The 26,529-nt window shown below is 72.2% G+C and carries 29 protein-coding genes; 22 read left to right on the top strand and 7 right to left on the bottom strand.

Features of this window, described 5'->3' with window-relative positions; translation table 11 throughout:
- Window positions 1-89 precede the first annotated feature (89 nt).
- The 4 genes from leuC to ABZ721_RS18205 all read left to right on the top strand — a co-directional run bounded on the left by leuC (window position 90) and on the right by ABZ721_RS18205 (window position 3,309).
- Window positions 90-1,520, top strand: a complete 1,431-nt coding sequence (gene leuC, locus ABZ721_RS18220) for a 3-isopropylmalate dehydratase large subunit (protein WP_358789619.1) — start codon at window positions 90-92, stop codon at window positions 1,518-1,520.
- A gap of 5 nt (window positions 1,521-1,525) precedes the next feature.
- Entirely contained in the window at window positions 1,526-2,119 is a 594-nt protein-coding gene (gene leuD, locus ABZ721_RS18215) for a 3-isopropylmalate dehydratase small subunit (protein WP_358789618.1), read from the top strand.
- 154 nt (window positions 2,120-2,273) lie between these two features.
- On the top strand, window positions 2,274-2,507 hold the full coding sequence (locus ABZ721_RS18210) for a hypothetical protein (RefSeq protein ID WP_358789617.1): 234 nt from the start codon (window positions 2,274-2,276) through the stop codon (window positions 2,505-2,507).
- 124 nt (window positions 2,508-2,631) lie between these two features.
- The gene (locus tag ABZ721_RS18205) at window positions 2,632-3,309 is read left to right on the top strand and encodes an HU family DNA-binding protein (RefSeq protein ID WP_358789616.1); all 678 of its coding nucleotides are present in this window, start codon (window positions 2,632-2,634) and stop codon (window positions 3,307-3,309) included.
- A 70-nt stretch (window positions 3,310-3,379) separates the two neighbouring features.
- Here ABZ721_RS18205 and ABZ721_RS18200 read toward each other — a convergent pair whose 3' ends face one another.
- Together ABZ721_RS18200 and cofC are read right to left on the bottom strand one after the other, a co-directional pair.
- Window positions 3,380-3,607, bottom strand: a complete 228-nt coding sequence (locus ABZ721_RS18200) for a hypothetical protein (protein WP_358789615.1) — start codon at window positions 3,605-3,607, stop codon at window positions 3,380-3,382.
- 81 nt (window positions 3,608-3,688) lie between these two features.
- Window positions 3,689-4,336: a 2-phospho-L-lactate guanylyltransferase gene (cofC, locus tag ABZ721_RS18195; RefSeq protein WP_358789614.1), complete on the bottom strand. Its 648-nt coding sequence runs from the start codon at window positions 4,334-4,336 to the stop codon at window positions 3,689-3,691.
- A gap of 173 nt (window positions 4,337-4,509) precedes the next feature.
- Here cofC and ABZ721_RS18190 point away from each other — a divergent pair, with 173 nt between their 5' ends.
- The 3 genes from ABZ721_RS18190 to ABZ721_RS18180 are packed head-to-tail and all read left to right on the top strand — an operon-like array spanning window position 4,510 to window position 7,518.
- On the top strand, window positions 4,510-5,349 hold the full coding sequence (locus ABZ721_RS18190; RefSeq protein WP_358789613.1) for a lysophospholipid acyltransferase family protein: 840 nt from the start codon (window positions 4,510-4,512) through the stop codon (window positions 5,347-5,349).
- Window positions 5,350-6,351 carry an NAD(P)H-dependent glycerol-3-phosphate dehydrogenase gene (locus ABZ721_RS18185; protein ID WP_358789612.1) on the top strand — a complete coding sequence of 334 codons (1,002 nt, stop codon included), beginning with the start codon at window positions 5,350-5,352 and terminating at the stop codon, window positions 6,349-6,351.
- 12 nt (window positions 6,352-6,363) lie between these two features.
- Window positions 6,364-7,518 carry a D-alanine--D-alanine ligase family protein gene (locus ABZ721_RS18180; protein ID WP_358789611.1) on the top strand — a complete coding sequence of 385 codons (1,155 nt, stop codon included), beginning with the start codon at window positions 6,364-6,366 and terminating at the stop codon, window positions 7,516-7,518.
- 21 nt (window positions 7,519-7,539) lie between these two features.
- Here ABZ721_RS18180 and ABZ721_RS18175 read toward each other — a convergent pair whose 3' ends face one another.
- Window positions 7,540-8,019, bottom strand: coding sequence for a DUF3515 domain-containing protein (locus ABZ721_RS18175; protein WP_358789610.1), 480 nt, complete (start codon window positions 8,017-8,019; stop codon window positions 7,540-7,542).
- Window positions 8,020-8,039: 20 nt separating this feature from the next.
- Window positions 8,040-8,273 (bottom strand): Lrp/AsnC ligand binding domain-containing protein, encoded by a 234-nt coding sequence (locus ABZ721_RS18170; RefSeq protein ID WP_138356479.1) that lies wholly within the window; start codon window positions 8,271-8,273, stop codon window positions 8,040-8,042.
- 147 nt (window positions 8,274-8,420) lie between these two features.
- On the opposite strand from ABZ721_RS18170, the gene ABZ721_RS18165 reads away from it, so the two are divergent.
- Both ABZ721_RS18165 and thiD read left to right on the top strand, forming a co-directional pair.
- Window positions 8,421-9,401: a thiamine-phosphate kinase gene (locus ABZ721_RS18165; RefSeq protein ID WP_358789609.1), complete on the top strand. Its 981-nt coding sequence runs from the start codon at window positions 8,421-8,423 to the stop codon at window positions 9,399-9,401.
- Window positions 9,402-9,417: 16 nt separating this feature from the next.
- The gene (gene thiD / locus ABZ721_RS18160) at window positions 9,418-10,218 is read left to right on the top strand and encodes a bifunctional hydroxymethylpyrimidine kinase/phosphomethylpyrimidine kinase (RefSeq protein WP_358789608.1); all 801 of its coding nucleotides are present in this window, start codon (window positions 9,418-9,420) and stop codon (window positions 10,216-10,218) included.
- Between the two features lie 109 nt (window positions 10,219-10,327).
- On the opposite strand, the gene rpmB is transcribed toward thiD, so the two are convergent.
- Window positions 10,328-10,513, bottom strand: coding sequence for a 50S ribosomal protein L28 (gene rpmB / locus ABZ721_RS18155; RefSeq protein ID WP_138356476.1), 186 nt, complete (start codon window positions 10,511-10,513; stop codon window positions 10,328-10,330).
- A 209-nt stretch (window positions 10,514-10,722) separates the two neighbouring features.
- Between rpmB and ABZ721_RS18150 the strand changes: the two genes are divergently transcribed.
- The 10 genes from ABZ721_RS18150 to mutM all read left to right on the top strand — a co-directional run bounded on the left by ABZ721_RS18150 (window position 10,723) and on the right by mutM (window position 20,317).
- Window positions 10,723-12,459, top strand: a complete 1,737-nt coding sequence (locus tag ABZ721_RS18150; RefSeq protein ID WP_358789607.1) for a DAK2 domain-containing protein — start codon at window positions 10,723-10,725, stop codon at window positions 12,457-12,459.
- 90 nt (window positions 12,460-12,549) lie between these two features.
- Window positions 12,550-14,742, top strand: coding sequence for an ATP-dependent DNA helicase RecG (recG, locus tag ABZ721_RS18145; protein ID WP_358789606.1), 2,193 nt, complete (start codon window positions 12,550-12,552; stop codon window positions 14,740-14,742).
- A gap of 117 nt (window positions 14,743-14,859) precedes the next feature.
- The gene (locus ABZ721_RS18140) at window positions 14,860-15,378 is read left to right on the top strand and encodes a hypothetical protein (protein ID WP_277440305.1); all 519 of its coding nucleotides are present in this window, start codon (window positions 14,860-14,862) and stop codon (window positions 15,376-15,378) included.
- 67 nt (window positions 15,379-15,445) lie between these two features.
- Window positions 15,446-16,027 (top strand): 16S rRNA (guanine(966)-N(2))-methyltransferase RsmD, encoded by a 582-nt coding sequence (gene rsmD, locus ABZ721_RS18135; protein ID WP_358789605.1) that lies wholly within the window; start codon window positions 15,446-15,448, stop codon window positions 16,025-16,027.
- A 26-nt stretch (window positions 16,028-16,053) separates the two neighbouring features.
- The gene (gene coaD / locus ABZ721_RS18130) at window positions 16,054-16,533 is read left to right on the top strand and encodes a pantetheine-phosphate adenylyltransferase (RefSeq protein WP_358789604.1); all 480 of its coding nucleotides are present in this window, start codon (window positions 16,054-16,056) and stop codon (window positions 16,531-16,533) included.
- A 57-nt stretch (window positions 16,534-16,590) separates the two neighbouring features.
- Entirely contained in the window at window positions 16,591-17,679 is a 1,089-nt protein-coding gene (locus ABZ721_RS18125) for an ATP synthase F0 subunit B (RefSeq protein ID WP_358789603.1), read from the top strand.
- A 144-nt stretch (window positions 17,680-17,823) separates the two neighbouring features.
- Window positions 17,824-18,444, top strand: a complete 621-nt coding sequence (locus ABZ721_RS18120; protein ID WP_358789602.1) for a YceD family protein — start codon at window positions 17,824-17,826, stop codon at window positions 18,442-18,444.
- 2 nt (window positions 18,445-18,446) lie between these two features.
- Complete coding sequence (gene rpmF, locus ABZ721_RS18115) at window positions 18,447-18,620, top strand: 50S ribosomal protein L32 (RefSeq protein WP_138356469.1); 174 nt, start codon at window positions 18,447-18,449, stop codon at window positions 18,618-18,620.
- 19 nt (window positions 18,621-18,639) lie between these two features.
- Window positions 18,640-19,377 carry a ribonuclease III gene (gene rnc, locus ABZ721_RS18110; RefSeq protein WP_358789636.1) on the top strand — a complete coding sequence of 246 codons (738 nt, stop codon included), beginning with the start codon at window positions 18,640-18,642 and terminating at the stop codon, window positions 19,375-19,377.
- A 70-nt stretch (window positions 19,378-19,447) separates the two neighbouring features.
- Window positions 19,448-20,317 (top strand): bifunctional DNA-formamidopyrimidine glycosylase/DNA-(apurinic or apyrimidinic site) lyase, encoded by an 870-nt coding sequence (mutM, locus tag ABZ721_RS18105; protein ID WP_358789601.1) that lies wholly within the window; start codon window positions 19,448-19,450, stop codon window positions 20,315-20,317.
- 12 nt (window positions 20,318-20,329) lie between these two features.
- Here the strand turns inward: mutM and ABZ721_RS18100 are convergent, their stop codons facing one another.
- Both ABZ721_RS18100 and ABZ721_RS18095 read right to left on the bottom strand, forming a co-directional pair.
- Window positions 20,330-20,734, bottom strand: a complete 405-nt coding sequence (locus tag ABZ721_RS18100; RefSeq protein WP_358789600.1) for a helix-turn-helix domain-containing protein — start codon at window positions 20,732-20,734, stop codon at window positions 20,330-20,332.
- A gap of 67 nt (window positions 20,735-20,801) precedes the next feature.
- Window positions 20,802-21,674, bottom strand: a complete 873-nt coding sequence (locus tag ABZ721_RS18095; protein ID WP_358789599.1) for a CAP domain-containing protein — start codon at window positions 21,672-21,674, stop codon at window positions 20,802-20,804.
- A 122-nt stretch (window positions 21,675-21,796) separates the two neighbouring features.
- Between ABZ721_RS18095 and ABZ721_RS18090 the strand changes: the two genes are divergently transcribed.
- The 3 genes from ABZ721_RS18090 (at window position 21,797) to ABZ721_RS18080 (ending at window position 26,495) form a co-directional block, all read left to right on the top strand.
- Entirely contained in the window at window positions 21,797-22,078 is a 282-nt protein-coding gene (locus ABZ721_RS18090) for an acylphosphatase (protein ID WP_358789598.1), read from the top strand.
- A 343-nt stretch (window positions 22,079-22,421) separates the two neighbouring features.
- A complete protein-coding gene (locus ABZ721_RS18085) occupies window positions 22,422-22,625 on the top strand; it encodes a hypothetical protein (protein WP_277440313.1) in 204 nt (67 codons plus the stop codon).
- Window positions 22,626-22,799: 174 nt separating this feature from the next.
- Entirely contained in the window at window positions 22,800-26,495 is a 3,696-nt protein-coding gene (locus ABZ721_RS18080; protein ID WP_358789597.1) for an AAA family ATPase, read from the top strand.
- The last annotated feature ends 34 nt before the right edge of the window (window positions 26,496-26,529 follow it).

Here is a 26,529-nt window from a genome sequence, read left to right as displayed (position 1 = left end):
ACGGCAGGGACGCCGTCCGGAACGAGGGGATCGGACGACGCCCACATCAGACGAGTTGGCCGGCAGCGACGCCGGTCGGAGGGACAGCGATGGGTAGGACACTCGCGGAAAAGGTCTGGGACGACCACGTCGTCCGGCGCGCCGAGGGCGAGCCCGACCTTCTCTACATCGATCTGCACCTGCTGCACGAGGTGACCAGTCCCCAGGCCTTCGACGGCCTGCGGTTGAACGGGCGCCAGGTGCGGCGGCTCGATCTCACCATCGCGACCGAGGACCACAACACCCCGACCCTCGACATCGACAAGCCGATCGCCGACCCGGTCTCCCGCACGCAGCTGGAGACGCTGCGCAAGAACTGCGCGGAGTTCGGGGTGCGGCTGCACCCGCTGGGCGATGTCGAGCAGGGCGTCGTTCACGTGGTGGGACCGCAGCTGGGCCTGACCCAGCCCGGCACCACCGTGGTGTGCGGCGACAGCCACACCTCCACGCACGGCGCCTTCGGCGCGCTCGCGTTCGGCATCGGCACCAGCCAGGTCGAGCACGTGCTGGCCACCCAGACCCTGCCGCTGGCCCGCCCCAAGACCATGGCGATCACCGTCGACGGCGAGCTGCCGGCCGACGTCACCGCAAAGGACCTGATCCTCGCCGTCATCGCGAAGATCGGCACCGGCGGCGGCCAGGGCTATGTCATCGAGTACCGCGGCCCGGCCATCGAGAAGCTGTCGATGGAGGCCCGGATGACCGTCTGCAACATGTCGATCGAGGCGGGTGCGCGGGCCGGCATGATCGCCCCCGACCGCACCACGTTCGACTACCTCCAGGGCCGTGACCACGCGCCCTCGGGCGCCGACTGGGACGCGGCCGTCGAGTACTGGCAGACCCTGCGCACCGACGACGACGCGGTCTTCGACCACGAGGTCCGCATCGACGGCGCCTCGCTGGCCCCGTTCGTCACCTGGGGCACCAACCCGGCCCAGGGCGCCCCGCTCAGCGCCTCGGTCCCGGACCCGGCCTCGTTCGAGGACGCCAGCGACCGCCTGGCCGCCGAGAAGGCGCTGGAGTACATGGGACTTCACGCGGGCCAGCCGCTGCGCGAGGTCAAGGTCGACACCGTCTTCGTCGGCTCCTGCACCAACGGCCGGATCGAGGACCTGCGGGCCGCGGCGTCCATCGTCGAGGGCCGCCAGGTGGCCGACGGCGTCCGCATGCTGGTCGTCCCCGGCTCGGTCCGGGTCGCCCTGCAGGCCGTCGCCGAGGGGCTGGACAAGGTCTTCACCGCCTCCGGCGCCGAATGGCGGCACGCCGGGTGCTCGATGTGCCTGGGCATGAACCCCGACCAACTCGCCCCTGGTGAGCGCTCCGCGTCCACCTCCAACCGCAACTTCGAAGGACGGCAGGGCAAGGGCGGCCGTACGCACCTGGTATCGCCGCAGGTCGCCGCCGCAACGGCGGTGCTCGGGCACCTCGCGTCGCCCGCGGACCTGATCGACGCCGACGCCCGTACCGCCGTGGAGGCCTGATACCGATGGAAGCGTTCACCACACACACCGGCCGGGCCGTCCCGCTGCGCCGCAGCAACGTCGACACCGACCAGATCATCCCGGCCCACTGGCTGAAGAAGGTCACCCGCAACGGCTTCGAGGACGGGCTCTTCGAGGCCTGGCGCAAGGACGGATCCTTCGTCCTCAACCAGCCCGAGCGCGACGGGGCGACCGTCCTGCTGGCCGGACCCGACTTCGGCACCGGCTCGTCCCGCGAGCACGCCGTGTGGGCGCTGCAGAACTACGGCTTCAAGGCCGTCGTCTCGTCCCGCTTCGCGGACATCTTCCGGGGCAACTCGCTCAAGAACGGCCTGCTCACGGTGGTGCTGCCGCAGGAGACCGTCGAGCAGCTGTGGAAGCTGACCGAGGCCGACCCGACCGCCGAGGTCACCGTGGACCTGGTGGCCCGCGAGGTACGGGCCGAGGGCATCACCGCGGCGTTCGAACTGGACGACAACGCCCGCTGGCGCCTGCTGGAGGGGCTGGACGACATCAGCCTGACCCTCGCCAACGAGGCCGACATCACCACTTACGAGCGCTCCCGCCCGGCCCACAAGCCGAGCACCGTCCAGGTCTGACCGTCCCCCCAGGGGGGATCCGGCCGGTTTCCGAAGCGCCTTCCGCCGTCCGCGGAGGGCGCTTCGGCATGTCCGCACCACCGTATTGGCCCTGTCGCGCGAGACATTGGCCCCGTCACGCGCGACAACTCACCGCAGATGGCACAATCGGTACATGGAACGCGATGGCCAACTCGAGCTGTACGGGGTCCTCGCCGCCCGGCTGAAGGAGGCGCACGCACGCGTCGCAAATCTCCAACTACCCGACGACGCAAGGCTGGAGTTGAACCGGAAACTCCTCGTCGTGACCGCCGCGGCCAAGCACGATCTCGCGGGTGCGGCCCGGCGTCTGGACGTCTTCCTGCGGGAGCTCGACCAGGGCACATTACGTGATCGAGGAACTGCCTGAGGGCCGAGTTCGTTGCGGCACAAGGGTGATTCGCCCGTTTCGTATTTGATTTGCGGTATATATCCGCCTAACGTGCGAAAAAGCCCGTACTCATTCACCGGGCATAGTTTCCGAAGGGGAAGACGTGAACAAGGCGCAGCTCGTAGAAGCGATTGCCGACAAGGTAGGCGGCCGCCAGGCCGCCGCGGACGCGGTTGACGCGGTTCTCGACGCGATCGTCCGCGCGGTCGTCTCCGGCGACCGGGTTTCGGTCACCGGATTCGGTTCGTTCGAGAAGGTCGACCGTCCCGCCCGCTATGCCCGCAACCCCCAGACCGGTGAGCGGGTCCGGGTCAAGAAGACCTCGGTGCCGCGGTTCCGCGCGGGTCAGGGCTTCAAGGACCTGGTCAGCGGCTCCAAGAAGCTCCCGAAGAACGACGTCGCGGTGAAGAAGGCGCCCAAGGGCAGCCTCAGCGGCGGGGCTTCCACCCGCACCACCGCCAAGGCCGCGGCCAAGAAGGCGACGGCGAAGAAGGCGACCGCAGCGAAGAAGGCGACCGCAGCGAAGAAGGCCGTGACCGCCAAGAAGACCACCGCCGCTCCCGCCAAGAAGGCGACGACGGCCAAGAAGGCGTCTCCGGCGACGAAGACCACCGCCGCGACCAGCGCCGCCAAGAAGGCGACCCCGGCCAAGAAGGCGGCCACCGCCAAGAAGGCCGCCGCCAAGAAGTCCGCCCCGGCCAAGAAGGCCACGGCGAAGAAGGCCCCGGCCAAGAAGAGCACCGCGCGCAAGACCGCTGTGAAGCGGACCGCGTCCAAGTAGTCACCACCAGCAGGCCGCGACGGGCCGGGCTCCCCGACAGGGAGCCCGGCCCGCGCCATGTCCGCCGCCGCTAGGCCGCGGGTGCCTGGGGGTCGGGGAACGTCTGCAGCGTCAGGAAGACCACCCGGCGCCCCGCGCCGTCGCCCTCGGTGCGGATCCGCACCCGCTGGCCCGGGCGCAGCATCCGCAGGCCCCCCGCGTCGAAGGCGGCGGCGTCGAACGGCAGCGGAGTCCCGTCGTCGAGCAGCACGCTGCCGGCTCGTGTCCCGGGGTCGTATGTGTACGCGGTCGCCTGCATGACCGGAAGCCTAGTGAATACCCCGGCCGCGGCGACACCGTGCCGGCCGGTGGTACCGGCGCTCCGTCGTGGTCCCGGCGCTCAGTCGGGGATGAGCAGCCCGGCGGCGACGTCCGCGGTCCGCGGGCCGACGCCCAGGGCCAGCGCCACCCGCAGGTCGGCGGGGGTGTCGACGTCCTGGCGCACGGAGTCCACCCCGCGCAGCGTGATCTCCCGGGCGCCGGAGGCCCGGTGCCGGGCCCGCGAGAGGCCGCCGAACGCCGGGGCCAGGTCGTGGCCGGGGGGCGCGGTGAGCAGTGTGGTGCCGATCGCGGCCGCGTCGGCCAGGAACGCCCTCCCTGGGGCCCGCGCGGCCTCGTCGAGCACGGCGGAGAGCTCCAGGGGCCGCAGCGCCGGGAGATCGGCGTTCAGGGCCGCTACGGCCGCATCGGGCGCGGCGGACCGGATCAGGTGCCCGCCGTGGGCGAGCGCCGCGTTGAGTCCGGCCGCCGGGGTGTCCGGCACGACCCGGGCCCCCAGGGCCGCCAGTTCCGCCGCCGCCATCGGATCGTCGGTGACGACGGTGACGCTCCTCACCCGCGCACACGCCAGCACGGCGGCCACGGTGTCCTGGGCGAACGCCAGCGCCAGCCCCGGCCGCACGGTCCCCGCGGCCGGCGCCAGCCGGCTCTTGGCCACGGCGAGCGGCTTCAGCGGGACGACGAGGGACCACAGGACGGGTACGGGCACCGCCCCATTGTGCGGTGGTCCCGTCACCGGCCGGCCACGGCCCCGCCCCGCGATTCCCGGCGAAGGCCGGGGGCGCGCCCCTCGGCACGCCTGCCCTGGCGTTACGGTGTGCGTACCGGCGACACTTGTGCGGCTGCACTGGTGCAGCCCCCCGCAATGAGGAGGAAGTTCTGGTGTCCCGCCGCAGAATCGGCTTCTGGTACCGGCTCGCTGCCGCCATCGCGAAACCGCCGCTTCTTGTCTTCTTCAAGCGGGATTGGCACGGAATGGAGCACATTCCGGCCGACGGCGGATTCATCACCGCCGTCAACCACAACTCTTTCCTCGATCCACTGTCGTACGGCCATTTCCAGTACAACACCGGACGGGTTCCGCGGCTGCTCGCCAAGGCCGGGCTCTTCAAGATCTTCTTTGTCGGCACGATGCTGCGCGGAACAGGTCAGATTCCGGTCTACCGCGAGTCCACGGACGCCGCCAACGCGTTCCGCGCCGCCGTCGACGCGATCAACTCCGGCGAATGCGTCGCCTTCTATCCGGAGGGCACCCTCACCCGCGACCCGGACCAGTGGCCGATGATCGGCAAGACCGGCGCTGCCCGGGTGGCGCTGCTCACCGAGGCGCCGGTCATCCCCGTCGCGCAGTGGGGCGCCAACGAGGCGATGCCGCCGTACGCCAAGGAGAACAGGCTCTCCCTCTTCCCCCGCAAGACCCTGCGGGTCATGGCGGGGCCGCCCGTCGACCTGTCCCGGTACTACGGGCAGGAACCGACCGCCGAGGTGCTGCGCGAGGTCACCGACGTGATCATGATGGAGATCACCGAGCTGCTCGCCGAGCTGCGCGGGCAGACCCCGCCGAAGGAGCTCTACGACCCGCGCAAGGCGGCCCGCGCCCGCCGGGCGGACCGGGCGGACCGGGCCGAGCAGGCCGCGAAGCCCGCACCGTCCGGGGACACCCCCCGGACGCCCGCCCCGCAGACGGTGCAGAATCCGACGGACCAGCAGGAGGAGTCGTAAGTGTCAACGCGCTGCGCGGTGTACGGAACCGGCTCCTGGGGCACCGCGTTCGCGATGGTGCTCGCCGATGCCGGGTGTGACGTCTCGCTGTGGGGCCGCCGGCCGGAGCTGGTCGAGGCGGTCAACACCACGCACATGAACCCGGACTACCTGCCGGGCATCGCGCTGCCCGAGGCCGTACGGGCCACCACCGACCCGGCCGAGGCCGCCCGGGACGCCGAATTCGTCGTCCTGGCCGTGCCCTCGCAGACCCTGCGCGGCAACCTCGCCGAGTGGGCGCCCCTGCTGCGTCCCGACGCGGTCCTGGTCAGCCTGATGAAGGGCGTCGAACTCGGCACCGCCAAGCTGATGAGCGAGGTCGTCGAAGAGGTCGCCAAGGCGGGCCCCGAGCGCGTGGCCGTGCTCTCCGGCCCCAACCTGGCCAAGGAGATCGCCGCCCGGCAGCCCGCCGCCTCCGTGGTCGCCTGCCGCGACGAGTCGGTGGCCCAGCGGTTCCAGGCCGCGTGCCACACCGCGTACTTCCGCCCGTACACGATCACCGACGTGGTCGGCTGCGAACTGGGCGGAGCGGTCAAGAACGTCATCGCGCTCGCGGTCGGCATCGCCGACGGCATGGGCCTCGGCGACAACACCAAGGCCTCGCTGATCACCCGCGGGCTGGCCGAGACGACCCGGCTCGGCCTCGCGATGGGGGCCGACGCGCACACCTTCGCGGGCCTGGCGGGCATGGGCGACCTGGTCGCCACCTGCTCCTCGCCGCTCTCCCGCAACCACACCTTCGGCACCAACCTCGGCCGCGGCATGTCGCTCGCGGAGACCATCGCGGTCACCCGGCAGACTGCCGAGGGTGTGAAGTCCTGCGAGTCGGTGGCCGATCTGGGGCGCAGGCACGGTGTCGACATGCCGATCACGGACACCGTGGTGGACATCGTGCACAACGGGAAGCCGCCGGTCGTGGCCGTCAAGGAGCTGATGTCCCGCTCCGCGAAATCCGAGCGGTAGGGTCAACGAACCATGAGCAATCTGCCTTCCTCCCAGCCCTCCGACCAGCCGGGGCGCAAGCCCCGGGTAGCGCTCGTCTTCGGCGGGCGCAGCTCCGAGCACGGGGTCTCCGTGGTCACCGCGGCCAGCGTGCTGCGGGCCATCGACCGGTCGAAGTACGACGTCCTCCCCATCGGGATCACGACGGACGGCCGCTGGGCGCTGACCAGCGACGACCCGGACCGGATGGGGATCACCGACCGCAGGATGCCGACGGTCGAGCAGGTCACCGACCACGACGGCACCGTCGTGCTCCCGGTCGACCCCGCCAACCGCGAGGTGGTCTACAGCGAGCCGGGACTCGTTCCCAAGGCGCTCGGCGACGTCGACGTCGTCTTCCCCGTGCTGCACGGCCCCTACGGCGAGGACGGCACCCTGCAGGGGCTGCTGGAGCTGTCGGGCGTGCCCTACGTGGGCGCCGGCGTGCTCGCCTCGGCCGTCGGCATGGACAAGGAGTACATGAAGCGCGTCTTCATCTCCTTCGGCCTGCCGGTCGGCCCGTACCTGGTGATCCGGCCGCGCGACTGGGAGAACGACCAGGACGCCGCCCGCCGCGGTGTCGTGGAGTTCGCCGCGGACCACGGCTGGCCGCTCTTCGTCAAGCCCGCCCGCGCGGGCTCGTCCATGGGCATCAGCAAGGTCGAGGACGCGTCCGGCCTCGACGAGGCGATCGAGGAGGCCCGGCGGCACGACCCGAAGGTCATCATCGAGTCGCTGCTGCGCGGCCGGGAGATCGAGTGCGGCGTGCTGGAGTTCGAGGACGGCCCGCGCGCCAGCCTCCCGGCCGAGATCCCGCCGGTCACCGCCCACGACTTCTACGACTTCGAGGCCAAGTACATCGACTCGGCCGAGGGCATCGTGCCCGCGCCGCTCACCGCCGAGCAGACCGCCGAGGTGCAGCGGCTCGCCGTCGCGGCCTTCGACTCGGTCTCCTGCGAGGGCCTGGTCCGCGCGGACTTCTTCCTGCTCGACAGCGGAGAGTTCGTCATCAACGAGATCAACACGATGCCCGGCTTCACGCCCATCTCGATGTACCCCCGGATGTGGCAGGAGAGCGGCGTCGCCTACCCGGAGCTGGTGGACCGGCTGATCCAGGCCGCGCTGCGCCGCCGCACCGGGCTCCGGTAGGCGCGAGGCCGCCCCGGCGGGCTAGAGCTCGTTCGGGATCGTCTTCTTGACGGCGTCGGCGAGGTCGGTCAGCGGACCGACGTCGCCGGCGTACTTCTTGGGGAGGGTCACCTCGACGTACGCCCGGCGCAGCGTCGTGGTGAGCCGGAAGCTGCCGTCGCCCTGGGCCTGGATCAGCCAGCCGACGCCGTTCACCTCCACCGAGTCCGCGCTCGCGTCGCTCATCGCCGCCGGCCTCGGCACCCCGCAGCGCAGCACGATCGCCGGATTTCCCCACCCGGCGGTGAAGTCGGACGCGGGCCTGAGATCATGCACGCCGAGTCCATTGACCGAGTGCGGCAGATCCCGGTGCAGCGCGCGGCAGTAGACGGCGGCTTGCGCGTCCGGAGCCGGTACGGGCGTCTCCTCGGCCGGCCCGGCTGCGGAAACGAAGACCGCCGCCGCGGACAAGCACGCGACGGCGGCAACGGAAATCAGCGCGAACCGGCGAAAAGCTATCACCGGACGAGCATAGTCGGGGGCTACAGATGGACGACGGGACAGGTCAGGGTACGGGTGATCCCGTCCACCTGCTGCACCTTCGCGACCACCATGCGGCCCAGGTCGTCGACCGTGTCCGCCTGGGCCCGGACGATGACGTCGTAGGGACCGGTGACGTCTTCGGCCTGAATGACTCCGGAGATCTTCGCAATCGTCTCCGCTACTGCCGAGGCCTTCCCAACCTCGGTCTGGATCAAGATGTACGCCTGTACCACGGAACCTCCAGGGCGGCTTCGAGGATCATGTGGGAGGGAGACGCCACGTTATCGCCTCGCCGCACGGCGCGGGGAGACCCGCGCGGTACCGAGCACTCGCTTTGAGCGGAATCTCCAGGGGAACCACGACGTGAAAGGGACAAACAGATGAAGGGGACCGTGGGCGAGTTGGGGGAGTTCGGGTTGATCAGGGAGTTGACCTCCCGGCTCACGACCACTCCCAATGTACGCCTGGGGCCTGGGGACGACGCGGCGGTGGTGGCCGCGCCGGACCGCCGGGTGGTCGCCACCACCGACGTGCTGCTCGAGGGGCGGCACTTCCGGCGCGACTGGTCCACCGCCTACGACGTGGGCCGCAAGGCCGCGGCGCAGAACCTCGCGGACATCGCGGCGATGGGCGCGGTGCCCACCGCGGTCCTGCTGGCACTGGTCGTCCCGGCCGAGCTGCCGGCCACGTGGCCGATCGAACTGATGGACGGCATCCGCGACGAGTGCCAGGTGGCGGGGGCCGCCGTGGTCGGCGGCGACGTGGTGCGCGGGGACACGATCACGGTCGCGATCACCGCGCTGGGCGACCTCCGCAACCGCGAGCCGGTCACCCGTTCCGGCGCCCGGCCCGGCGACGTCATCGCGGTCACCGGCTGGCTGGGCTGGTCGGCGGCCGGCCTGGCGGTGCTCTCGCGCGGCTTCCGCTCGCCGCGCGCGTTCGTCGAGGCGCACCGGCGGCCCGAGCCGCCGTACCACGCGGGCCCCGCGGCGGCCGAGCTCGGCGCCACCGCGATGACGGACGTCAGCGACGGGCTGGTGGCCGACCTCGGGCACATCGCCACGGCGAGCGGGGTCGTGATCGACCTGAAGTCCGCCGACATCGACGTGCCCGCGCAGATGTCCGACATCGGCCAGGCGGTCGGCGTGGATCCGCTGCACTGGGTACTGACCGGGGGAGAGGATCATGCGATCGTCGCGGCGTTCCCGCCCGACGTGAAGCTCCCCGCCCGCTGGCGGGTGATCGGCGAGGCACTCAAGGCCCCCGGCCTCCCGCACGTCACCGTGGACGGTGCCGCCTGGGACCAGGCCGGCGGCTGGGACCACTTCGGCGACTCGTCGGCGCAGAGCGCCGGGAACTAGGAACCAGGCCCCCACCATGCGTACCTCCCCGCCCAGGGTGCTGACCGTCGCCGGATCCGACTCCGGCGGCGGTGCGGGCATCCAGGCCGACCTGAAGACGATGCTGGCGCTCGGCGTGCACGGCATGAGCGTCGTGACGGCGGTGACCGCGCAGAACTCGCTGGGCGTCCAGGGCGCCTGGGAGCTGCCGGTGGCCGCCGTCCGCGCGCAGTTCCGCAGCGTGGTCGACGACATCGGCGTCCAGGCCGTCAAGACCGGGATGCTCTCCTCAGCCGCCATCGCCTCCGAGGTCGCCGCGCTGCTGGCCGGCGTGGACGCCCCCGTGGTCGTCGACCCCGTCGGCATCTCCAAGCACGGCGACCCGCTGCTGACGGCCGGGGCCCTGGCGGTCGTCCGCGCCGAGCTGCTGCCGGTCGCCACCGTCGCCACCCCGAACCTCGACGAGGTCCGGCAGCTGACGGGGGTCGTCGTGGACGGCGAGGCGGCGATGCGGCAGGCCGCGGAAGCGGTGCTGGCCCTCGGTCCGCGCTGGGCCCTGATCAAGGGCGGCCACCTCGACGGCGACGCCGCCGACCTGCTCTTCGACGGCTCGCGGGAGTACTGGTTCCGTGCCGCGCGGTCCGACAACCGGCACACCCACGGCACCGGCTGCACCCTGGCGAGCGCCATCGCCTCGCACCTGGCCCTGGGCCTCGCGGTGCCGGAGGCGGTCGGCGCCGCGAAGGAGTACGTCACCGGCGCCATCGGCGCCGGGTTCCTGCTGGGCGGCGGGATCGGCCCGGTCGACCACGCCTGGCGGCAGCGTCAGGAGCCCTGAGCGCGTCCCGGGGGCGGGCGGCCCGGCCCCGGACGCAAGAAAACCGGCCCACCCTGAGGTGGACCGGCTTCGAGTAGCCGCAAGGCTGCGCTGCTACGACGTGTACGCGTCAGCGCGAGACCTTGCCGGCCTTGATGCACGAGGTGCAGACATTGAGGCGCTTCGGCGTCCGACCGACCACAGCACGCACCCGCTGAATGTTGGGATTCCAACGGCGGGGAGTACGGCGGTGCGAGTGGGAAATAGCGTTGCCGAAGCCCGGCCCCTTGCCGCAGACGTCGCAGTTGGCAGCCACGGGTCACTCCAAAGACTTCGAGATGCACTTACAGTGAAAAGCCCGGGAGATTCCCGGACAACCGGAGCAGCATACAACGGCCACTCCCGGACAACGAAATTACCACGGCCGCGGGGTCCGCCGTCCCGGGGCGACTGCCGTCGTGACGGTTGTCACGGCTACTCTCACCTGCAGCAGTCTCCGCTTCCGGTGACCCGCAGGAGGACTTGGTGCCGCACACGCTGGACGCTTCCGCGGTGCGCGCATGGTGCCGCCTGGCCCTGAAGGCGCTGGGCCGGGCCCGCGAGGAGATCGACGCGATCAACGTGTACCCGGTCGCCGACGGGGACACCGGCACCAACCTGTACCTGACGATGGAGTCCGCCGCCCAGTCCGTCGAGGCCGTCTTCGACGGCCATGCCGCCTCCGGCCACGCCCCCGACCTCGCCCAGGCCTTCCGCGCCATGTCCCACGGCGCTCTGATCGGCGCCCGCGGCAACTCCGGCACCATCCTCGCGCAGCTGCTGCGCGGCATGACGGAAGCGCTCACCGACGACGCGACGGCCGCCGCGGTCACGGGTCCGGACGCCGCCGAAGCGCTGCGCCGGGCGCTGCGCCGGGCCGCCGGGTCCGCGTACCTGGCCGTCGCCCACCCCGTCGAGGGCACGATGCTCACCGTCGCGACCGAGGCGGCCACCGCCGCGGAGCGCGACAGCGGCGGCCTGGTCTCCGTGGCCCGCGCCGCCCACCAGGGCGCTCGCACCGCGCTCTCCGCGACCACCGGCCAGCTCGCGGCACTGGGCCGGGCCGGCGTCGTGGACGCGGGCGGGCGGGGCCTGGTGGCCGTGCTGGGCGCGCTCGCCGACGCGCTCTCCGGCGAGGTGCCGATGGGACCGCTGGCCGATCACGCCGAGCCCGTCCCGTACGGCTGCCGCGACGAGGACGGCGCGGACCCGCACGTCGTGCCCGGCGGCCCGTCCTTCGAGGTCGTCTACCTGCTGGAGGCCGCCGACACCGCCCTCCCGGCGCTGCGCGCCCGGCTGGACGCCCTGGGGGACTCCCTGGTGGTCGTCGGCGGCGACGGCCTGTGGAACGTCCACGTCCACGTGGACGACGCCGGCTCCGCCGTCGAGGCCGGCATCGAGGCGGGCCGCCCCTACCGGATCCGCGTCACGCACTTCGGCGACCAGACCCGACCGCGGCCGGAAACCGACACCCACGTGGTGCCCGATCCGGTCTCCCGCTCCCACCACGAGGCCGCGGGCGACGGCGCCGCCGACGGCGGCGGACGGCCGCCGGAGCGGGTGCGGCGCGCGGTCGTGGCCGTCGTGCGCGGTGACGGGCTGGCCGACCTCTGCGCGCAGGCCGGCGCCACGGTCGTCGCCGTCCGCCCCGGCGACCCGCCGGCCAGCGGCGAGATCGCGGCGGCGATCCGCCGCGCGAACGCCCGCGAGGTGGTGCTCCTGCCGAACGACGCGGAGCTGCGGCACGCGGCGGGCGCCGCCGCCGACCGGGCCCGCGGCGACGGGGTCCGGGTCGCCGTGATCCCCACCCGCTCCCCGGTGCAGGGGATCGCCGCCCTCGCCGTCCACGAGCCCGCCCGCCGCTTCGACGAGGACGTCGTCGCCATGACCTCGGCGGCCGGCGCCACCCGCTACGCGGAACTGGCGGTCGCCGAGCACCAGTCGTGGACCATGGCCGGCATCTGCCAGGCGGGCGACGTCCTCGGGCTGATCGACGGGGACGTCGCGGTCATCGGCGGCAACCTGGTGGAGACCGGCACGATCGTCCTGGACCGCATGCTGGCCGCGGGCGGCGAGCTGGTCACCCTCGTCCTCGGCGCCACGGCCCCGCCCGACCTCGCCGACCGCATCCAGAGCCACGTCCAGTCCGGCCACCTGGCCGTGGACACCGTGGTCTACGAGGGCGGCCACCAGACCTGCCCCCTCCTGATCGGCGTCGAGTAACCCCCAGCCGCCGCCCTCCGCCCGGCCCGCCGCGGGCGCCGGCCCGCGCCGCAGCCCGCGCTGTCAGCGGCGTACGCAAAGATGGTCCCGATGTCTGCCCTCGACGAACCCCTGAAGAAGTCGGTCGGCGGCCGCACGGCCAAAGTGCTCGCCGACCACCTCGACCTGCACACCGTCGGCGACCTGCTGCACCACTACCCGCGCCGCTACGCCGAGCGCGGCGAGCTGACGCGGCTGGCCGACCTCCCGCTCGACGAGCACGTCACCGTCGTCGCGGAGATCGCCAAGGCCGACAAGCGGACCTACAACGGGGGGACCGGCGTCCGCCTGGAGGTCGTCGTCACCGACGGCAGCGGCTCGCTGACCCTGGTGTTCTTCAGCAAGGCGGCGCACGCCCACGCCCACCGGCTGATCCCCGGCCGCCGGGGGATGTTCTCCGGCAAGGTGTCCGTCTTCAACCGCACCCGCCAGCTCGCGCACCCGGACTACCAGCTGCTCGACGCGGAGGACGCGAAGGGCGGCGAGTCGGACGTGGCGGCCGCGTTCGCCAACCAGCAGATCCCGCTCTACCCGGCGTGCAAGCAGATCAGCTCCTGGCAGATCGCCCAGTCCGTGCAGACGGTCCTGGACTCGATGCGGGGCACCGCCTGGGCGGGCGTCGGTGAACCGCTGCCCGCCGCGCTGCGCGAGGCGCGCGGCCTGGCACCGCTCTCCGAGGCGCTGGAGAAGATCCACCGCCCGCGCACCAAGGCCGACATCGCCGAGGCGCGCGACCGGCTGAAGTGGGACGAGGCGTACGTCCTGCAGGTGGCCCTCGCCCGCCGCCGGGCCGCCGACTCGGCGCTGCCCGCCACCCCGCGGGTGCCGCACGCGGACGGCGTGATGGCCACGTTCGACACCCGGCTGCCGTTCACCCTCACCGAGGGCCAGCGGAAGGTCTCGGCCGAGATCTTCGCCGACCTGGCGACCGAGCACCCCATGCACCGCCTCCTGCAGGGCGAGGTCGGCTCCGGCAAGACGCTGGTCGCGCTGCGCGCCATGCTCGCCGTCGTCGACTCCGGCGGCCAGGCCGCGCTGCTCGCGCCCACCGAGGTGCTCGCCCAGCAGCACCACCGGTCGATCACCGAGATGATGGGCGACCTCGCCGGCGGGGGAATGCTCGGCGGCGCCGAGAACGCCACCAAGGTCGTGCTGCTCACCGGCTCCATGGGCGTGCCCGCCCGCCGCCAGGCGCTGCTCGACCTCGTCAGCGGGGACGCCGGGATGGTGATCGGCACGCACGCGCTGATCGAGGACAAGGTCAAGTTCCACGACCTGGGCCTGGTCGTGGTGGACGAGCAGCACCGCTTCGGCGTGGAGCAGCGCGACGCGCTGCGCGCCAAGTCGGCCAAGCCCCCGCACCTGCTGGTGATGACCGCCACCCCGATCCCGCGCACGGTCGCGATGACCGTCTTCGGCGACCTGGAGACGTCCGTCCTGGACCAGCTGCCGGCCGGCCGCTCCCCGATCGCCACTCACGTCGTCCCGGCCCAGGACAAGCCGCACTTCCTCGCCCGCGCCTGGGAGCGGGTCCGCGAGGAGGTGTCCAACGGCCACCAGGCGTACGTGGTCTGCCCCCGCATCGGCGACGAGGAGGACGCGAAGAAGAAGCCGGACGACGCGGAGCGCCGCCCCCCGCTGGCCGTCCTGGACATCGCCGAGCAGCTCGCCGCCGGTCCGCTGGCCGGGCTGCGGGTCGAGGTGCTGCACGGCAGGATGCAGCCGGACGCCAAGGACGACGTGATGCGCCGGTTCGCCGCCGGGCAGGTGGACGTCCTGGTGGCGACCACGGTCATCGAGGTCGGGGTGAACGTGCCGAACTCCACCGTCATGGTGATCATGGACGCCGACCGCTTCGGCGTCTCCCAGCTGCACCAGCTGCGCGGCCGCGTCGGCCGCGGCTCCGCCCCGGGGCTGTGCCTGCTCGTCTCCGAGGCGCACGAGGCGAGCGACGCCCGGCAGCGCCTCGCCGCCGTCGCGGCGACCCTGGACGGCTTCGAGCTGTCCCGCATCGACCTGGAGCAGCGCCGCGAGGGCGACGTCCTCGGCCAGGCCCAGTCCGGCACCCGCTCGTCGCTGCGCATGCTGACCGTCATCGACGACGAGGAGGTCATCGCCGCCGCCCGCGACGAGGCCACCGCGCTGGTCGCCGCCGACCCCGAACTGACCGGCCACCCGGACCTGCGCAGCGCCCTGGAGAGCCTGGTCGACGCGGACCGCGAGGAGTACCTCGACAAGGGCTGAGAGCAGGCCGGTCCGGAGCCCGAACTGCCGCCCTGAGCAGGCCGATTGTCAGTGGTCCCTGAGAGAATGGACGGAGTCCAAGTCGATGGACGTCGTTGGATACTTGGGGGCAAAAGCATGTCGTTCCGTCATCTCAACGAACTGCCGCTCGGCGACAAGGTCTTCCGGATCGAGCTCGCCAGCGACGACGACACCAACGTCTCCCTCACCCTCTCCGGATGGAGTGAGGACGACCCCGACACCCTCCTCGCCTCGGGCGACCTGCGGCTGCCCATGGCGGACGTACCGGCCCTGAGGATCGCTCTCAACCGGGCGCTGCGCGCCCTCGCGCTGGTCGCCGACGTGTCGGAGCCCATCCCCGACCGTGACGTGCTCAGGGAGCTGTTCCCCGGCCACGGCGCCCCCTGGGTGCCGCAGCACGAGGAGGAGCTGCTGCGGCGGTTCCACGACAGCGAGACCGTGGCCCGGATAGCCGCCCGCTTCGGGCGGACGCCGGACTCGGTCCGCACCAAGCTGCGGGAGCTGGGGCACGACCCGCGGCGCCCGGAGTTCTGCCCGCCCGACGGATGCCTGTCCTGGTCCCGCTACGCGTCCACCGCGCTGGTGGGGGCGGTGGAGGAGCCCGGCCGGGAGTGACTTCCGTATCGTGGGGGAGCGGCGGACAGCGCCGCTTCCCCACGATGTCGAGGACGTGAAGGACGAGATGACCCGCGTGATCGCCGGAGTCGCCGGTGGCCGCCGGCTGGCCGTGCCCCCGGGCGACGGAACCCGCCCCACCTCGGACCGCGCCAAGGAGGGCATGTTCTCCACCTGGGAGTCGCTGCGCGGCACGCTGGACGGGGCCAGGGTGCTGGACCTGTACGGCGGCTCGGGGGCGATCGGCCTGGAGGCGCTGTCCCGCGGCGCCGAGCACGTCCTGCTGGTCGAGGCCGACCCGGCCGCGGTCCGCACCATCCGGGAGAACGTGCGGATGATCGGGTTGCCCGGCGCCGAGGTGCGGGCCGGCCGGGCCGAGCAGGTCGTCGCGGGCCCGCCGCCCGCGACCCCGTTCGACATGGCGTTCCTGGACCCGCCCTACGACCTGGGCCACGACGAGGTGCGGGAGATCCTGCTCACACTCCGCATGCAGGGGTGGCTGGATGACGACGCGATCGTCACCGTGGAACGGCGCACCCGTGGCGGAGTCTCCCCCTGGCCCGACGGATTCGAGGCTGTGAGAGCCCGCCGGTACGGCGAGGCAACGCTTTGGTACGGTCGCGCCGCCGAAGTTACCGGCGCGTCATGAACGGCCCGGAGAGCGAGGAGTCTCAGTTGCGTCGCGCAGTCTGTCCGGGGTCCTTCGACCCCATCACCAATGGACATCTCGACATCATCGCCCGCGCCTCCCGGCTCTACGACACCGTCTACGTGGCGGTGATGATCAACCAGTCGAAGAAGGGCCTGTTCTCCGTCGAAGAGCGCATCGACCTGATCACCGAGGTCACCGCCGACTTCGGGAACGTGCAGGTGGAGTCGTTCCACGGGCTGCTCGTCGACTTCTGCAAGGAGCGCGAGATCCCGGCCATCGTCAAGGGGCTGCGCGCGGTCAGCGACTTCGACTACGAGCTGCAGATGGCCCAGATGAACATCGGCCTGTCCGGGGTCGAGACGCTCTTCGTGCCGACCAACCCCACCTACAGCTTCCTGTCGTCCAGTCTCGTCAAGGAAGTGGCCCAATGGGGCGGCGACATCTCCCACTTGGTGCCGCCGACGATCCTGGCGGCTCTCAATGACCGGCTCGGGCAGCGCTAGAGTTCTGCGTGTCCCGTCCGGACCCGGCCGGGCCCCGCTGAGGAAAGACTGACGCCCGTGGACGTGCAGAAGAAGCTCGACGAGATCGTCGCGGCCATCGAAGGCGCGCGGTCCATGCCGATGTCCGCCTCCTGCGTGGTCAACCGCGCCGAGCTGCTGAGCCGGCTCGAAGAGGTGCGCTCCGCGCTCCCGGACTCGCTCTCGCAGGCCGAGGCGCTGCTGGGCGGCCGCGAGCAGATGGTCGAGGAAGCCCGGCTGGAGGCGAACCGGATCATCGAGTCCGCGCACGCCGAGCGCGGCTCGATGATCTCGGACACGCAGATCGCCCGCCAGTCGCAGGAGGAGGCCGAGCGCATCGTCGCCGAGGCCAACCGCGAGGCGGAGGAGATCCGCGCCGAGGCCGACGACTACGTGGACAGCAAGCTGGCCAACTTCGAGGTCGTGCTCACCAAGACCATCGGCTCCGTCGACCGCGGCCGCGAGAAGCTGCTCGGCCAGGGCCCGGGCCTCGACGAGCAGGGCTACGAGGACGCGGACGCCCCCGAGCGCAGCGCCGACCCGGAGACGCTGCGGCGCCGGGCGGACGAGTACGTGGACACCAAGCTCGGCGCCTTCGAGGCGGTGCTCTCCAAGACCCTGGAGGCCGTCGGCCGCGGCCGGCTCAAGCTGACCGGCCACAGCGTCGCCGACGAGCTGGGCGCGCACATGGCGGCCCAGGACGCCGTGGAGGCGGCGGGCGGCCACCAGACCGACGCCGAGTTCATGGCGGGCCTGGCGGCCCCGGTCCCCGCGCAGGCCCAGCAGACGGACTACTCGTACGACGCGACGCCGGCCCCCGCCCAGCAGGACTACGGCTACCAGCAGGAGTACGGCCAGCAGGCCGGCTACTCCGACCCGTACACGCCCCAGCAGCAGGGCTACCCCGAGCAGGCCGGCTACGGCGGCTACCAGCCGGAGTACGGGCAGCAGGCGTACGCCGACCCGCAGGGCCAGTACCAGCAGCAGTACGACCAGCAGCAGCACCAGCCCCAGCACCAGTCCCAGCACCAGCCGCACCACCAGCCCGCGGCGCTGGACGAGACCAGCCTCTTCGACACCGGCATGATCGACCTGAACCGGCTGCGGGAGCTGGAGCAGGGACGCTGAACGCGCTGGTCACAGCGTTGGCTGGGAGGCGGCGGGTGGGCGAGTTGGGGTCTGCCCGCCCGTCCAGTATCCTGACCATTCCAGCCGTGTAAATCACCGGCTCTTCGGGCTGCCCACTCTCCGGAGTGAAGGCATGCCGCACCGATGAAAGAGGAAGCCCTGAAAACCCCCCGTCTCGACCACCGCGAGCCTCTCGTGTTCGACACGCGCGAGCTGGGTCGTCGTCCTGGTTCGATGCGGAAGGTCTCCCGTTCGGTGCCGGCACCCAAGGACCTCGGTATCGAGGTCATCGGGGTTCCCGAGGGCACGGCCGTACAGCTGGAACTCCGTCTGGAGTCGGTCATGGAAGGGGTACTTGTCACAGGTACCGTCCGTGCGCCGCTCTCGGGGGAGTGCGTAAGGTGTCTGGAGCCGTTCGAGCGCAAGCTCGATGCGGACTTCCAAGAGATGTACTCCTACCCCGACGCCGACACCCGGACCGCCCGCAAGGACGAAGCCGGTGACGACGCGGAGGAGGAGGACGTTCTCTTCCTCGAGGACGACATGTTCGATCTCGAACCCGCGCTGCGGGACGCGGTGGTGCTCGCACTGCCGCTGCAGCCGGTGTGCCAGGAAGACTGCCCGGGACTGTGCTCCGACTGCGGAGAGCGGCTCGCGGACGACCCGGACCACCACCATGAGGTCGCCGACATCCGGTGGGCGGCCCTGCAGGAATTCAAGAAGAGCGGTGCCGACCAGGGCGCCGACGAGAACCAGGAGAAGTAGCCGTGGCTGTTCCGAAGCGGAAGATGTCGCGCAGCAACACGCGCCACCGCCGTGCGCAGTGGAAGGCTGTTGCCGTGAGCCTGGTGGCGTGCGAGAGCTGCCACCAGCCGAAGCAGAGCCACATCGCGTGCCCGAGCTGCGGCACGTACAACCGTCGTCAGGTCCTCGAGGTCTGATCGGCGGGTGACAGGCTCCATGTCAGACGCCAAATCGCCGAAGCAGGCGCCGGCGGACACAGCCTGGTCTCACACGCTTCTGGAAGGGCGGCTCGGGTACGCACTCGAGCCCGCCCTTCTGGTGCGTGCGCTGACCCATCGTTCGTTCGCGTACGAGAACGGCGGTCTGCCCACCAACGAGCGGCTGGAGTTCCTCGGGGACTCCGTGCTCGGCCTGGTGGTCACGGACACGCTGTACCGCACCCACCCCGACCTGCCCGAAGGCCAGCTGGCCAAGTTGCGGGCCGCGGTGGTCAACTCACGTGCGCTGGCGGAGGTGAGTCGCGGTCTCGAACTGGGCGGATTCATCCGGCTGGGTCGGGGCGAGGAAGGCACCGGCGGCCGCAACAAGGCATCGATCCTCGCGGACACCCTCGAGGCGGTCATCGGTGCGGTCTATCTGGACCAGGGTCTGGATGCCGCGTCCGAGTTCGTGCACCGCCTCTTCGACCCGCTGATCGAGAAGTCGTCCAACCTCGGGGCAGGCCTGGACTGGAAGACCAGTCTCCAGGAGCTGACCGCGAGCGAGGGCCTGGGCGTGCCCGAGTACGTGGTCACCGAATCGGGCCCGGACCACGAGAAGACCTTCACGGCTGCCGCCCGCGTCGGTGGTGTCGAGTACGGCGCCGGCACCGGCCGCAGCAAGAAGGAAGCAGAACAGCAGGCGGCCGAGGCCGCCTGGCGCGCGATCCGCGAATCCGCCTCGGCGGCCAGCTGACCGCGCGACCGTCGACACGAGCCCACCGGCGAACAGCCGGTGGGCTCGACGCGTACCCGGAGGAGTGACGTTGCCCGAGCTGCCTGAGGTCGAAGTGGTGCGCAGCGGTCTGGAGCGCTGGGTCACCGGCCGCACCGTCGCGGACGCCGAGGTGCTGCACCCGCGCGCCGTGCGCCGGCACCTGGCGGGCGGCGAGGACTTCGCCGACCGGCTCTCGGGCGCGCTGATCGGCCCGGCCCGCCGCCGGGGCAAGTACCTGTGGCTGCCGCTCGACGGCACGACCGCGCTCCTCGGCCACCTCGGGATGAGCGGCCAGCTGCTGGTCCAGCCGCACGCCGCCCCCGACGAGACCCACCTGCGGATCAGGATCCGGTTCGACGACGATCTCGGCACCGAGCTGCGCTTCGTCGACCAGCGCACCTTCGGCGGGCTGTCGCTGCACGACGTGGTGCCGGGCAGCCCGCTGGCGCTGCCGGTCCCGCTCGCGCACATCGCGCCGGACCCGCTGGAGGACGCCTTCGACGAGGAGGCCTTCCACGCGGCGCTGCGCCGCCGCCGGACCACGATCAAGCGGGCGCTGCTCGACCAGTCGCTGATCAGCGGGGTCGGCAACATCTACGCGGACGAGGCGCTGTGGCGCTCGCGGCTGCACTACGAGCGGCCCACCGCGTCGATGACCCGGCCCAGGACGGCCGAGCTGGTGGCGCACATCCGCGAGGTGATGAGCGACGCGCTGGCGGCCGGCGGTACGAGCTTCGACAGCCTGTACGTGAACGTCAACGGCGAATCCGGGTACTTCGACCGGTCGCTGGACGCGTACGGCCGGGAGAACGAGCCCTGCCGCCGCTGCGGGACCCCGATGCGCCGCCGCCCCTGGATGAACCGCTCCAGCTACTTCTGCCCCCGCTGCCAGCGCCCGCCGGCGGCCGGCAGGCCGTAGCGACGCGAAGCGTCAGGCGGTGGCCTGCCGCGCGTCGTACGCCTCCCGGGCCGCCAGCACCTCGGGCATCCGGCCCTCGACGAGGTGGATCAGTTCGAGCAGCCGGCGGGTGGTCTCGCGGCCCAGCTCGGTGAGGCGGTAGTCCACGCGCGGCGGGTTGGTCGTCTGCGCCTCGCGGTGCACCAGCCCGTCGCGCTCCAGGGCGTGCAGCGTCTGGGAGAGCATCTTCTCGCTCACCCCGTCGATCCGCCGCCGCAGCTCGTTGAAGCGCACGGTGTCCTCGCCGAGCGCGCCGAGCGTCAGGCTGCCCCAGCGGCCGGTGACGTGCTCCAGGGTGCCGCGCGAGGGGCAGTCGCGCGCGAAGACGCTGAAGGGGAGTTGCGGGTCGTCCTGGGGGTCGCTCGTGCCGGTGGTCACGGTTCGAGCGTACTCCTGGGTTGCGCTTACCGCGGGTGTGCGCTTTCGCCTGGAAAGCGGCTGGAGCCTAGAACCCGAAGTCCTGCGTCCACCAGGGGCCGCCGGACGCGTAGTGCACGCCGATGCCCAGGGTCTTGTAGTCGCAGTTGAGGATGTTGGCGCGGTGTCCCGCGCTGTTCATCCAGGCGGTCATCACCGCTTCGGCGTCCGCCTGCCCGCGGGCGATGTTCTCCCCGCCCAGGTTGGCGACGCCGGCCGCCTTGGCCCGGTCCCAGGGCGTCTTGCCGTCCGGGTCGGTGTGGTCGAAGAAGTCCCGGATCGCCATGTCCTCGCTGAAGGCCTGGGCGAGCTTGTCCAGCGACGCGTCGGCGGTCACGGGGGCGCAGCCGACCTTGGCCCGCTCGGCGTTGACCAGCTTCAGCACCGCCGCCTGGGCGGTGACCGCGGATCCGCCCTGGCTCGGCGTCGGCGTCGCGGTGCGGGTCGGCTTCGGGGCCGGCGTCGTGGGCCGCGGGGGGGCCGGCTTCCGGGTGGTGGGCGTGGCCTTCGGCGCCGGGGTGGTGCTCGGCGCGGCGGCCGAGGTGGGCGGCGTCGTCGTCGGGGTGCCGCCGCGGGTCGTGGAGGGGCTGCTCGGTACGGACGGGCGCCCGCTGTCGCTCGGGGAGGGGGAGCCGCTGTCCGGCACGAAGGGGCCGGACGAGCCGTCCGGCTGCGTGCGCGTCCCGCCGGGCGGGCCGCCCTGGGCGGTGACGCCCCCCGGTGCTCCGTTCAGCGACGGCAGCAGCCCGGACGACATCGCGACGGCGCCCACGGCCAGGGCGGCGGACGACGCCAGCAGGCCGGTGCGGACGGCACTGTGGCGCCGCCGCGGGCCCCGGTGGCCCCGACGGTCCCTGGTCGGCGCGACGGCCTGGGTGGCATTGCGGCTGTGGCGGCCCATGTCTCGCTGTCCTCATCGTCGCGGATTAACCCGAACGGGTGAGTCCTGTTGCGGGGCGACTGTAGCGAATGACGCACGTGGCCGGAGTGAAGCGTGGGCAACTGACGAGATAGCGTGCGCACATGAACGAAAATGTCCGGCTTACGGCCTGGGTGCGCGGACGCGTCCAGGGCGTCGGCTTCCGCTGGTGGACCCGGGCCAACGCGCTGCGCATCGGCGGCCTCGCGGGCTACGCCGGGAACCTCGCCGACGGCCGGGTGCAGGTCGTGGCCGAGGGGGAGCGCGACCGGTGCGAACAGCTGCTCGCCTGGCTGGCCACGGGGGACACGCCCGGCCGGGTCGACGGCGTCACCGAGATCTGGGGCGGGCCGCGCGGCGGCTACGACGGCTTCGAGATCCGCTGACCGTCGCGCCCCGCGTACGTGCCGTGGGCAATCGCCTACGGCAAGTACTCACCAGACAGTTGCCATATCCGGAGTGTCGTGCAAGGCTGCCGACATCGAGGATGATCTCGACGCCCCACGGGCAGCCGCCGGCGGTCTACCGCCGTGTTTTCTGAGGCTGGCCCGACGGCTGGGCTGTGATCGTGTTGACCGTCTACCTATTTGGTGAGACGCTGGAAGCCCCGCGCATCGTAGCCGTAATGCAACCTTAGCGGCGGCTTCGGCGCACCGCGCGGGTGCACATTCCCCTCACCCACGACCCTACCGCTCCCGGTCGGTCACTCAGCGTGGAGGACCATCAATCATGGCAAAGGCGCTTCTCGGTTATGTCGGCGGTCCCGACCCGCGACTCCTCGCCGAGATGCGAAGGCTTCAGCAGCGCGTTCAGGATCTGGAATCCGAGCTGGTTCGGATGCAGACCGAGAACGACGCGCTGACTGTGGCGTCGCACGAAGAGTCGCTGCTCAGCAGCATCGATGTATCACGCGCGGAGCCCGTTCTCGCCTGATCCGGCCGGTCCGGACGGGTGCCACGGCGCCGCCAAGGCATGGTGCAAGGGACGCTTCGGCGTCCCTTCGTCGTTCCGTCGTCATCCGCTGGCCCCCCGACGATCACTGTGTGCTCTTGATGTGCCCTGCACCTTCCCCGGTGAAACCGAACCCGGAAGGTAGAGTCCGACGGCGTGCACCTCAAGAGCCTCACGCTGCGTGGATTCAAATCCTTCGCCTCGGCGACGACGCTGCGCTTCGAGCCCGGCATCACCTGCGTCGTGGGCCCCAACGGCTCCGGCAAGTCCAATGTGGTGGACGCGCTCTCCTGGGTCATGGGGGAGCAGGGGGCCAAGTCGCTGCGCGGCGGCAAGATGGAGGACGTCATCTTCGCCGGCACCACGGGGCGCCCGCCCCTGGGCCGCGCCGAGGTCTCCCTGACGATCGACAACTCCGACGGCGTGCTGCCCATCGAGTACGCCGAGGTCACCATCACGCGGATCATGTTCCGCAACGGCGGCAGCGAGTACCAGATCAACGGCGACACCTGCCGGCTGCTCGACATTCAGGAACTGCTCTCCGACTCCGGCATCGGCCGTGAGATGCACGTCATCGTCGGCCAGGGCCAGCTCGACTCCGTCCTGCACGCCGACCCGATGGGCCGCCGCGCCTTCATCGAGGAGGCGGCCGGGGTCCTCAAGCACCGCAAGCGCAAGGAGAAGGCGCTGCGGAAGCTGGACGCGATGCAGGCCAACCTCGCGCGCGTCCAGGACCTGACCGGTGAACTGCGGCGGCAGCTCAAGCCACTGGGCCGGCAGGCGCAGGTCGCCCGGCGGGCCGCCGTCATCCAGGCCGACCTGCGCGACGCCCGGCTGCGGCTGCTCGCCGACGACCTGGTCACCCTGCGCGAGGCGCTGAGCGCCGAGATCGCCGACGAGGCGTCGCTCAAGGAGCGGCGGGACGCGGTGGAACGGGAGCTGGCCGCCGCGCTGCACCGCGAAACGGCCCTCGAGGAGCAGGTCAGAGCCCTCGCACCGCGCCTGGCCGACGCCCAGGCCACCTGGTACGGCCTCTCCCAGCTCACCGAACGCGTGCGCGGCACGATCGGGCTGGCCGAGCAGCGGGTGCGGCACGCCACCGGCCAGCCCGCCGAGGAACGGCGCGGCCGGGAGCCGGAGGACATGGAGCGGGAGGCGGCCCGGATCCGCGAGCAGGAGGCGGAGCTGACCGAGGCCCTCGACGCGGCGCGGCGCGCGCTGGACGACACCGTCGGCCACCGCGCCTCCCTGGAGCAGCAGCTCGCGGCCGAGGAGCAGCGGCTGCGCACCGTGGCGCGGGCGATCGCCGACCGCCGGGAGGGCCTCGCCCGGCTGCAGGGCCAGGTCAACGCGGCGCGCGGGCGGGCCGGCTCCGCCGAGGCGGAGATCGGCCGGCTCGCCACGGCACGCGACGAGGCGCGCGACCGCGCCGAGTCCGCGCAGGAGGAGTACGAGGAGCTCAAGGAGCGGGTGGACTCCCTGGAGGCGGACGACTCCGAACTGGAGGAGCGCCTGGAGGCGGCGACCGCCGAACGGGTGGCGGCCGAGGAGGCGTTCTCGGCCGTCCGCGAGGCGGCCACCGCGGCCGAGCGCGAGCGCGCCGCCCTCACCGCCCGGCGTGACGCGCTGGCGCTCGGCCTGCGCCGCAAGGACGGCACCGGCGCGCTGCTCGCGGCGGGCGACCGGCTCACCGGCCTGCTCGGCCCCGCCGCCGACCTGCTCACCGTGGCGCCGGGCTTCGAGGTCCCGGTCGCCGCGGCCCTGGGCGCGGCGGCCGACGCCGTCGCCGTCTCGGGCCCCGCGGCCGCCGCCGACGCGCTGCGGCTGCTGCGCAAGGACGACGCGGGCCGCGCGGCCCTGGTGCTGGCGGACGGAACGGCGTCCGAGGCGTGGGGCGGTGGCGGCCCGTCCGCCCGGCACCCGGCCGACGGCCGGTCCGCGACGCTGCCGCAGGCCGAGGTGGCCGAGGTGGCCGAGGTGGCCGCCGTGGTGCCGCACGCGCGCGCCGGGACCGCCCCGCTGCCCGCGGGCGCGCGGCAGGCGGCCGGACTCGTCGGCGGGCCCGCCGACCTGCTCCCCGCCGTGCGGCGCATCCTCCGCGACACGGTCGTCGTGGAGAGCCTCGCCGACGCGGAGGCGCTGGTGGCCGCGCAGCCGGAACTCACCGCCGTCACCGCCGAGGGCGACGTGCTCGCCGCGCACTTCGCGCACGGCGGGTCGGCGGGCGTGCCCAGCCTGCTGGAGGTGCGGGCCGCCGTCGACGAGGCGGAGCGCGAGCTGGAGCGGCTGGCGGCGCTGTGCGAGAGGCTGGCGGGGGAGCAGGCCGAGGCCAAGGAGCGGCGGGCGCGGTGCGCGCAGGTCGTGGACTCGCTGGCGCAGACCCGGCGGGCGGCGGAGAAGGAGAAGTCCGCGGTCGCCCAGCAGTTGGGGCGGCTGGCCGGCCAGGCACGCGCCGCCGGCGGGGAGGCCGAGCGCAGCGCGGCCGCCGTGGGACGGGCCGAGGAGTCGCTGGCGGCGGCGATGGAGGAGTTCGAGGAGCTGTCGGTGCGGCTGGGGGAGGCCGTGGAGGCGCCCGGCGAGGAGGAGCCCGACACCTCCGTGCGCGACCGGCTGTCCGCCGACGGGGCCAACGCGCGGCAGACCGAGATGGAGGCGCGGCTGCAACTGCGCACCCACGAGGAGCGGGTGAAGGGGCTGGCGGGGCGGGCGGACGGCCTGGACCGCGCGGCCCGCATGGAGCGCGAGACCCGGGCGCGGGCCGAGCAGCGCCGGGCCCGGCTGGAGTACGAGGCCAAGGTGGCGGGCGCGGTGCTGGCCGGGGCCCGCACCCTGCTGGAGTACGTGTCGGTGTCGCTGGCCCGCGCGGAGGAGGAGCGCGGGGCGGCCGAGCGGGCCCGTGCGGAGCGCGAGGCGCAGCTGGGGGAGGAGCGCCGGCAGGGCCGGGAGCTCAAGGCGGAGCTGGACAAGCTGACCGACTTCGTCCACAAGGGCGAGGTGCTGGGCGCGGAGAAACGGTTGCGCATCGAGCAGCTGGAGAGCCGGTCGCTGGAGGAGCACGGCATCGAGCCGTCCGGACTGGTCGATGAGTACGGCCCGCACCATCCGGTACCGCCGTCGCTCGCCGCCGAGGGCGAGGAGCTGCCCGAGGACCCGGAGCACCCGCGCAACCGGCCGAAGCCTTTCGTGCGCGCCGAGCAGGAGAAGCGGCTGAAGGCCGCGGAGAAGGCGTACCAGCAGCTGGGGAAGGTCAACCCGCTGGCGCTGGAGGAGTTCTCCGCGCTGGAGGAGCGGCACAAGTTCCTGACCGAGCAGCTGGAGGACCTGAAGCGGACCCGGCTGGACCTGCTGCAGGTCGTCAAGGAGGTCGACGAGCGCGTCGAGCAGGTCTTCTCGGCGGCCTACCACGACACGGCGCGGGAGTTCGAGGGCGTCTTCTCGCGGCTCTTCCCGGGCGGCGAGGGCCGGCTGATCCTGACAGACCCGGACAACATGCTCACCACAGGTGTGGAGGTTGAAGCGCGGCCGCCCGGGAAGAAGGTCAAGCGGTTGTCGCTGCTGTCGGGTGGTGAGCGCTCGCTGACCGCGGTGGCACTGCTGGTGTCGATCTTCAAGGCACGGCCGAGTCCGTTCTACGTGATGGACGAGGTCGAGGCCGCGCTGGACGACACGAACCTGCAGCGGCTGATCGGGCTGATGGAGGAGCTTCAGGAGAGTTCACAGCTTGTCGTCATCACGCACCAGAAGCGGACGATGGAGGTCGCCGATGCCCTGTACGGCGTATCGATGCAGGGCGATGGGGTCTCCAAAGTGATCAGCCAGCGGCTGCGTGCGGGCAAGCGAAAGCCGGCCTAGGCGCGTATTCATTCAATTGATGAACTCAAGCGGG

The organism is Streptomyces sp. NPDC006733 (genome assembly GCF_040636125.1).
Taxonomy (GTDB): Bacteria; Actinomycetota; Actinomycetes; order Streptomycetales; family Streptomycetaceae; genus Actinacidiphila.
This window is presented reverse-complemented; position numbering and strand designations above follow the sequence as displayed.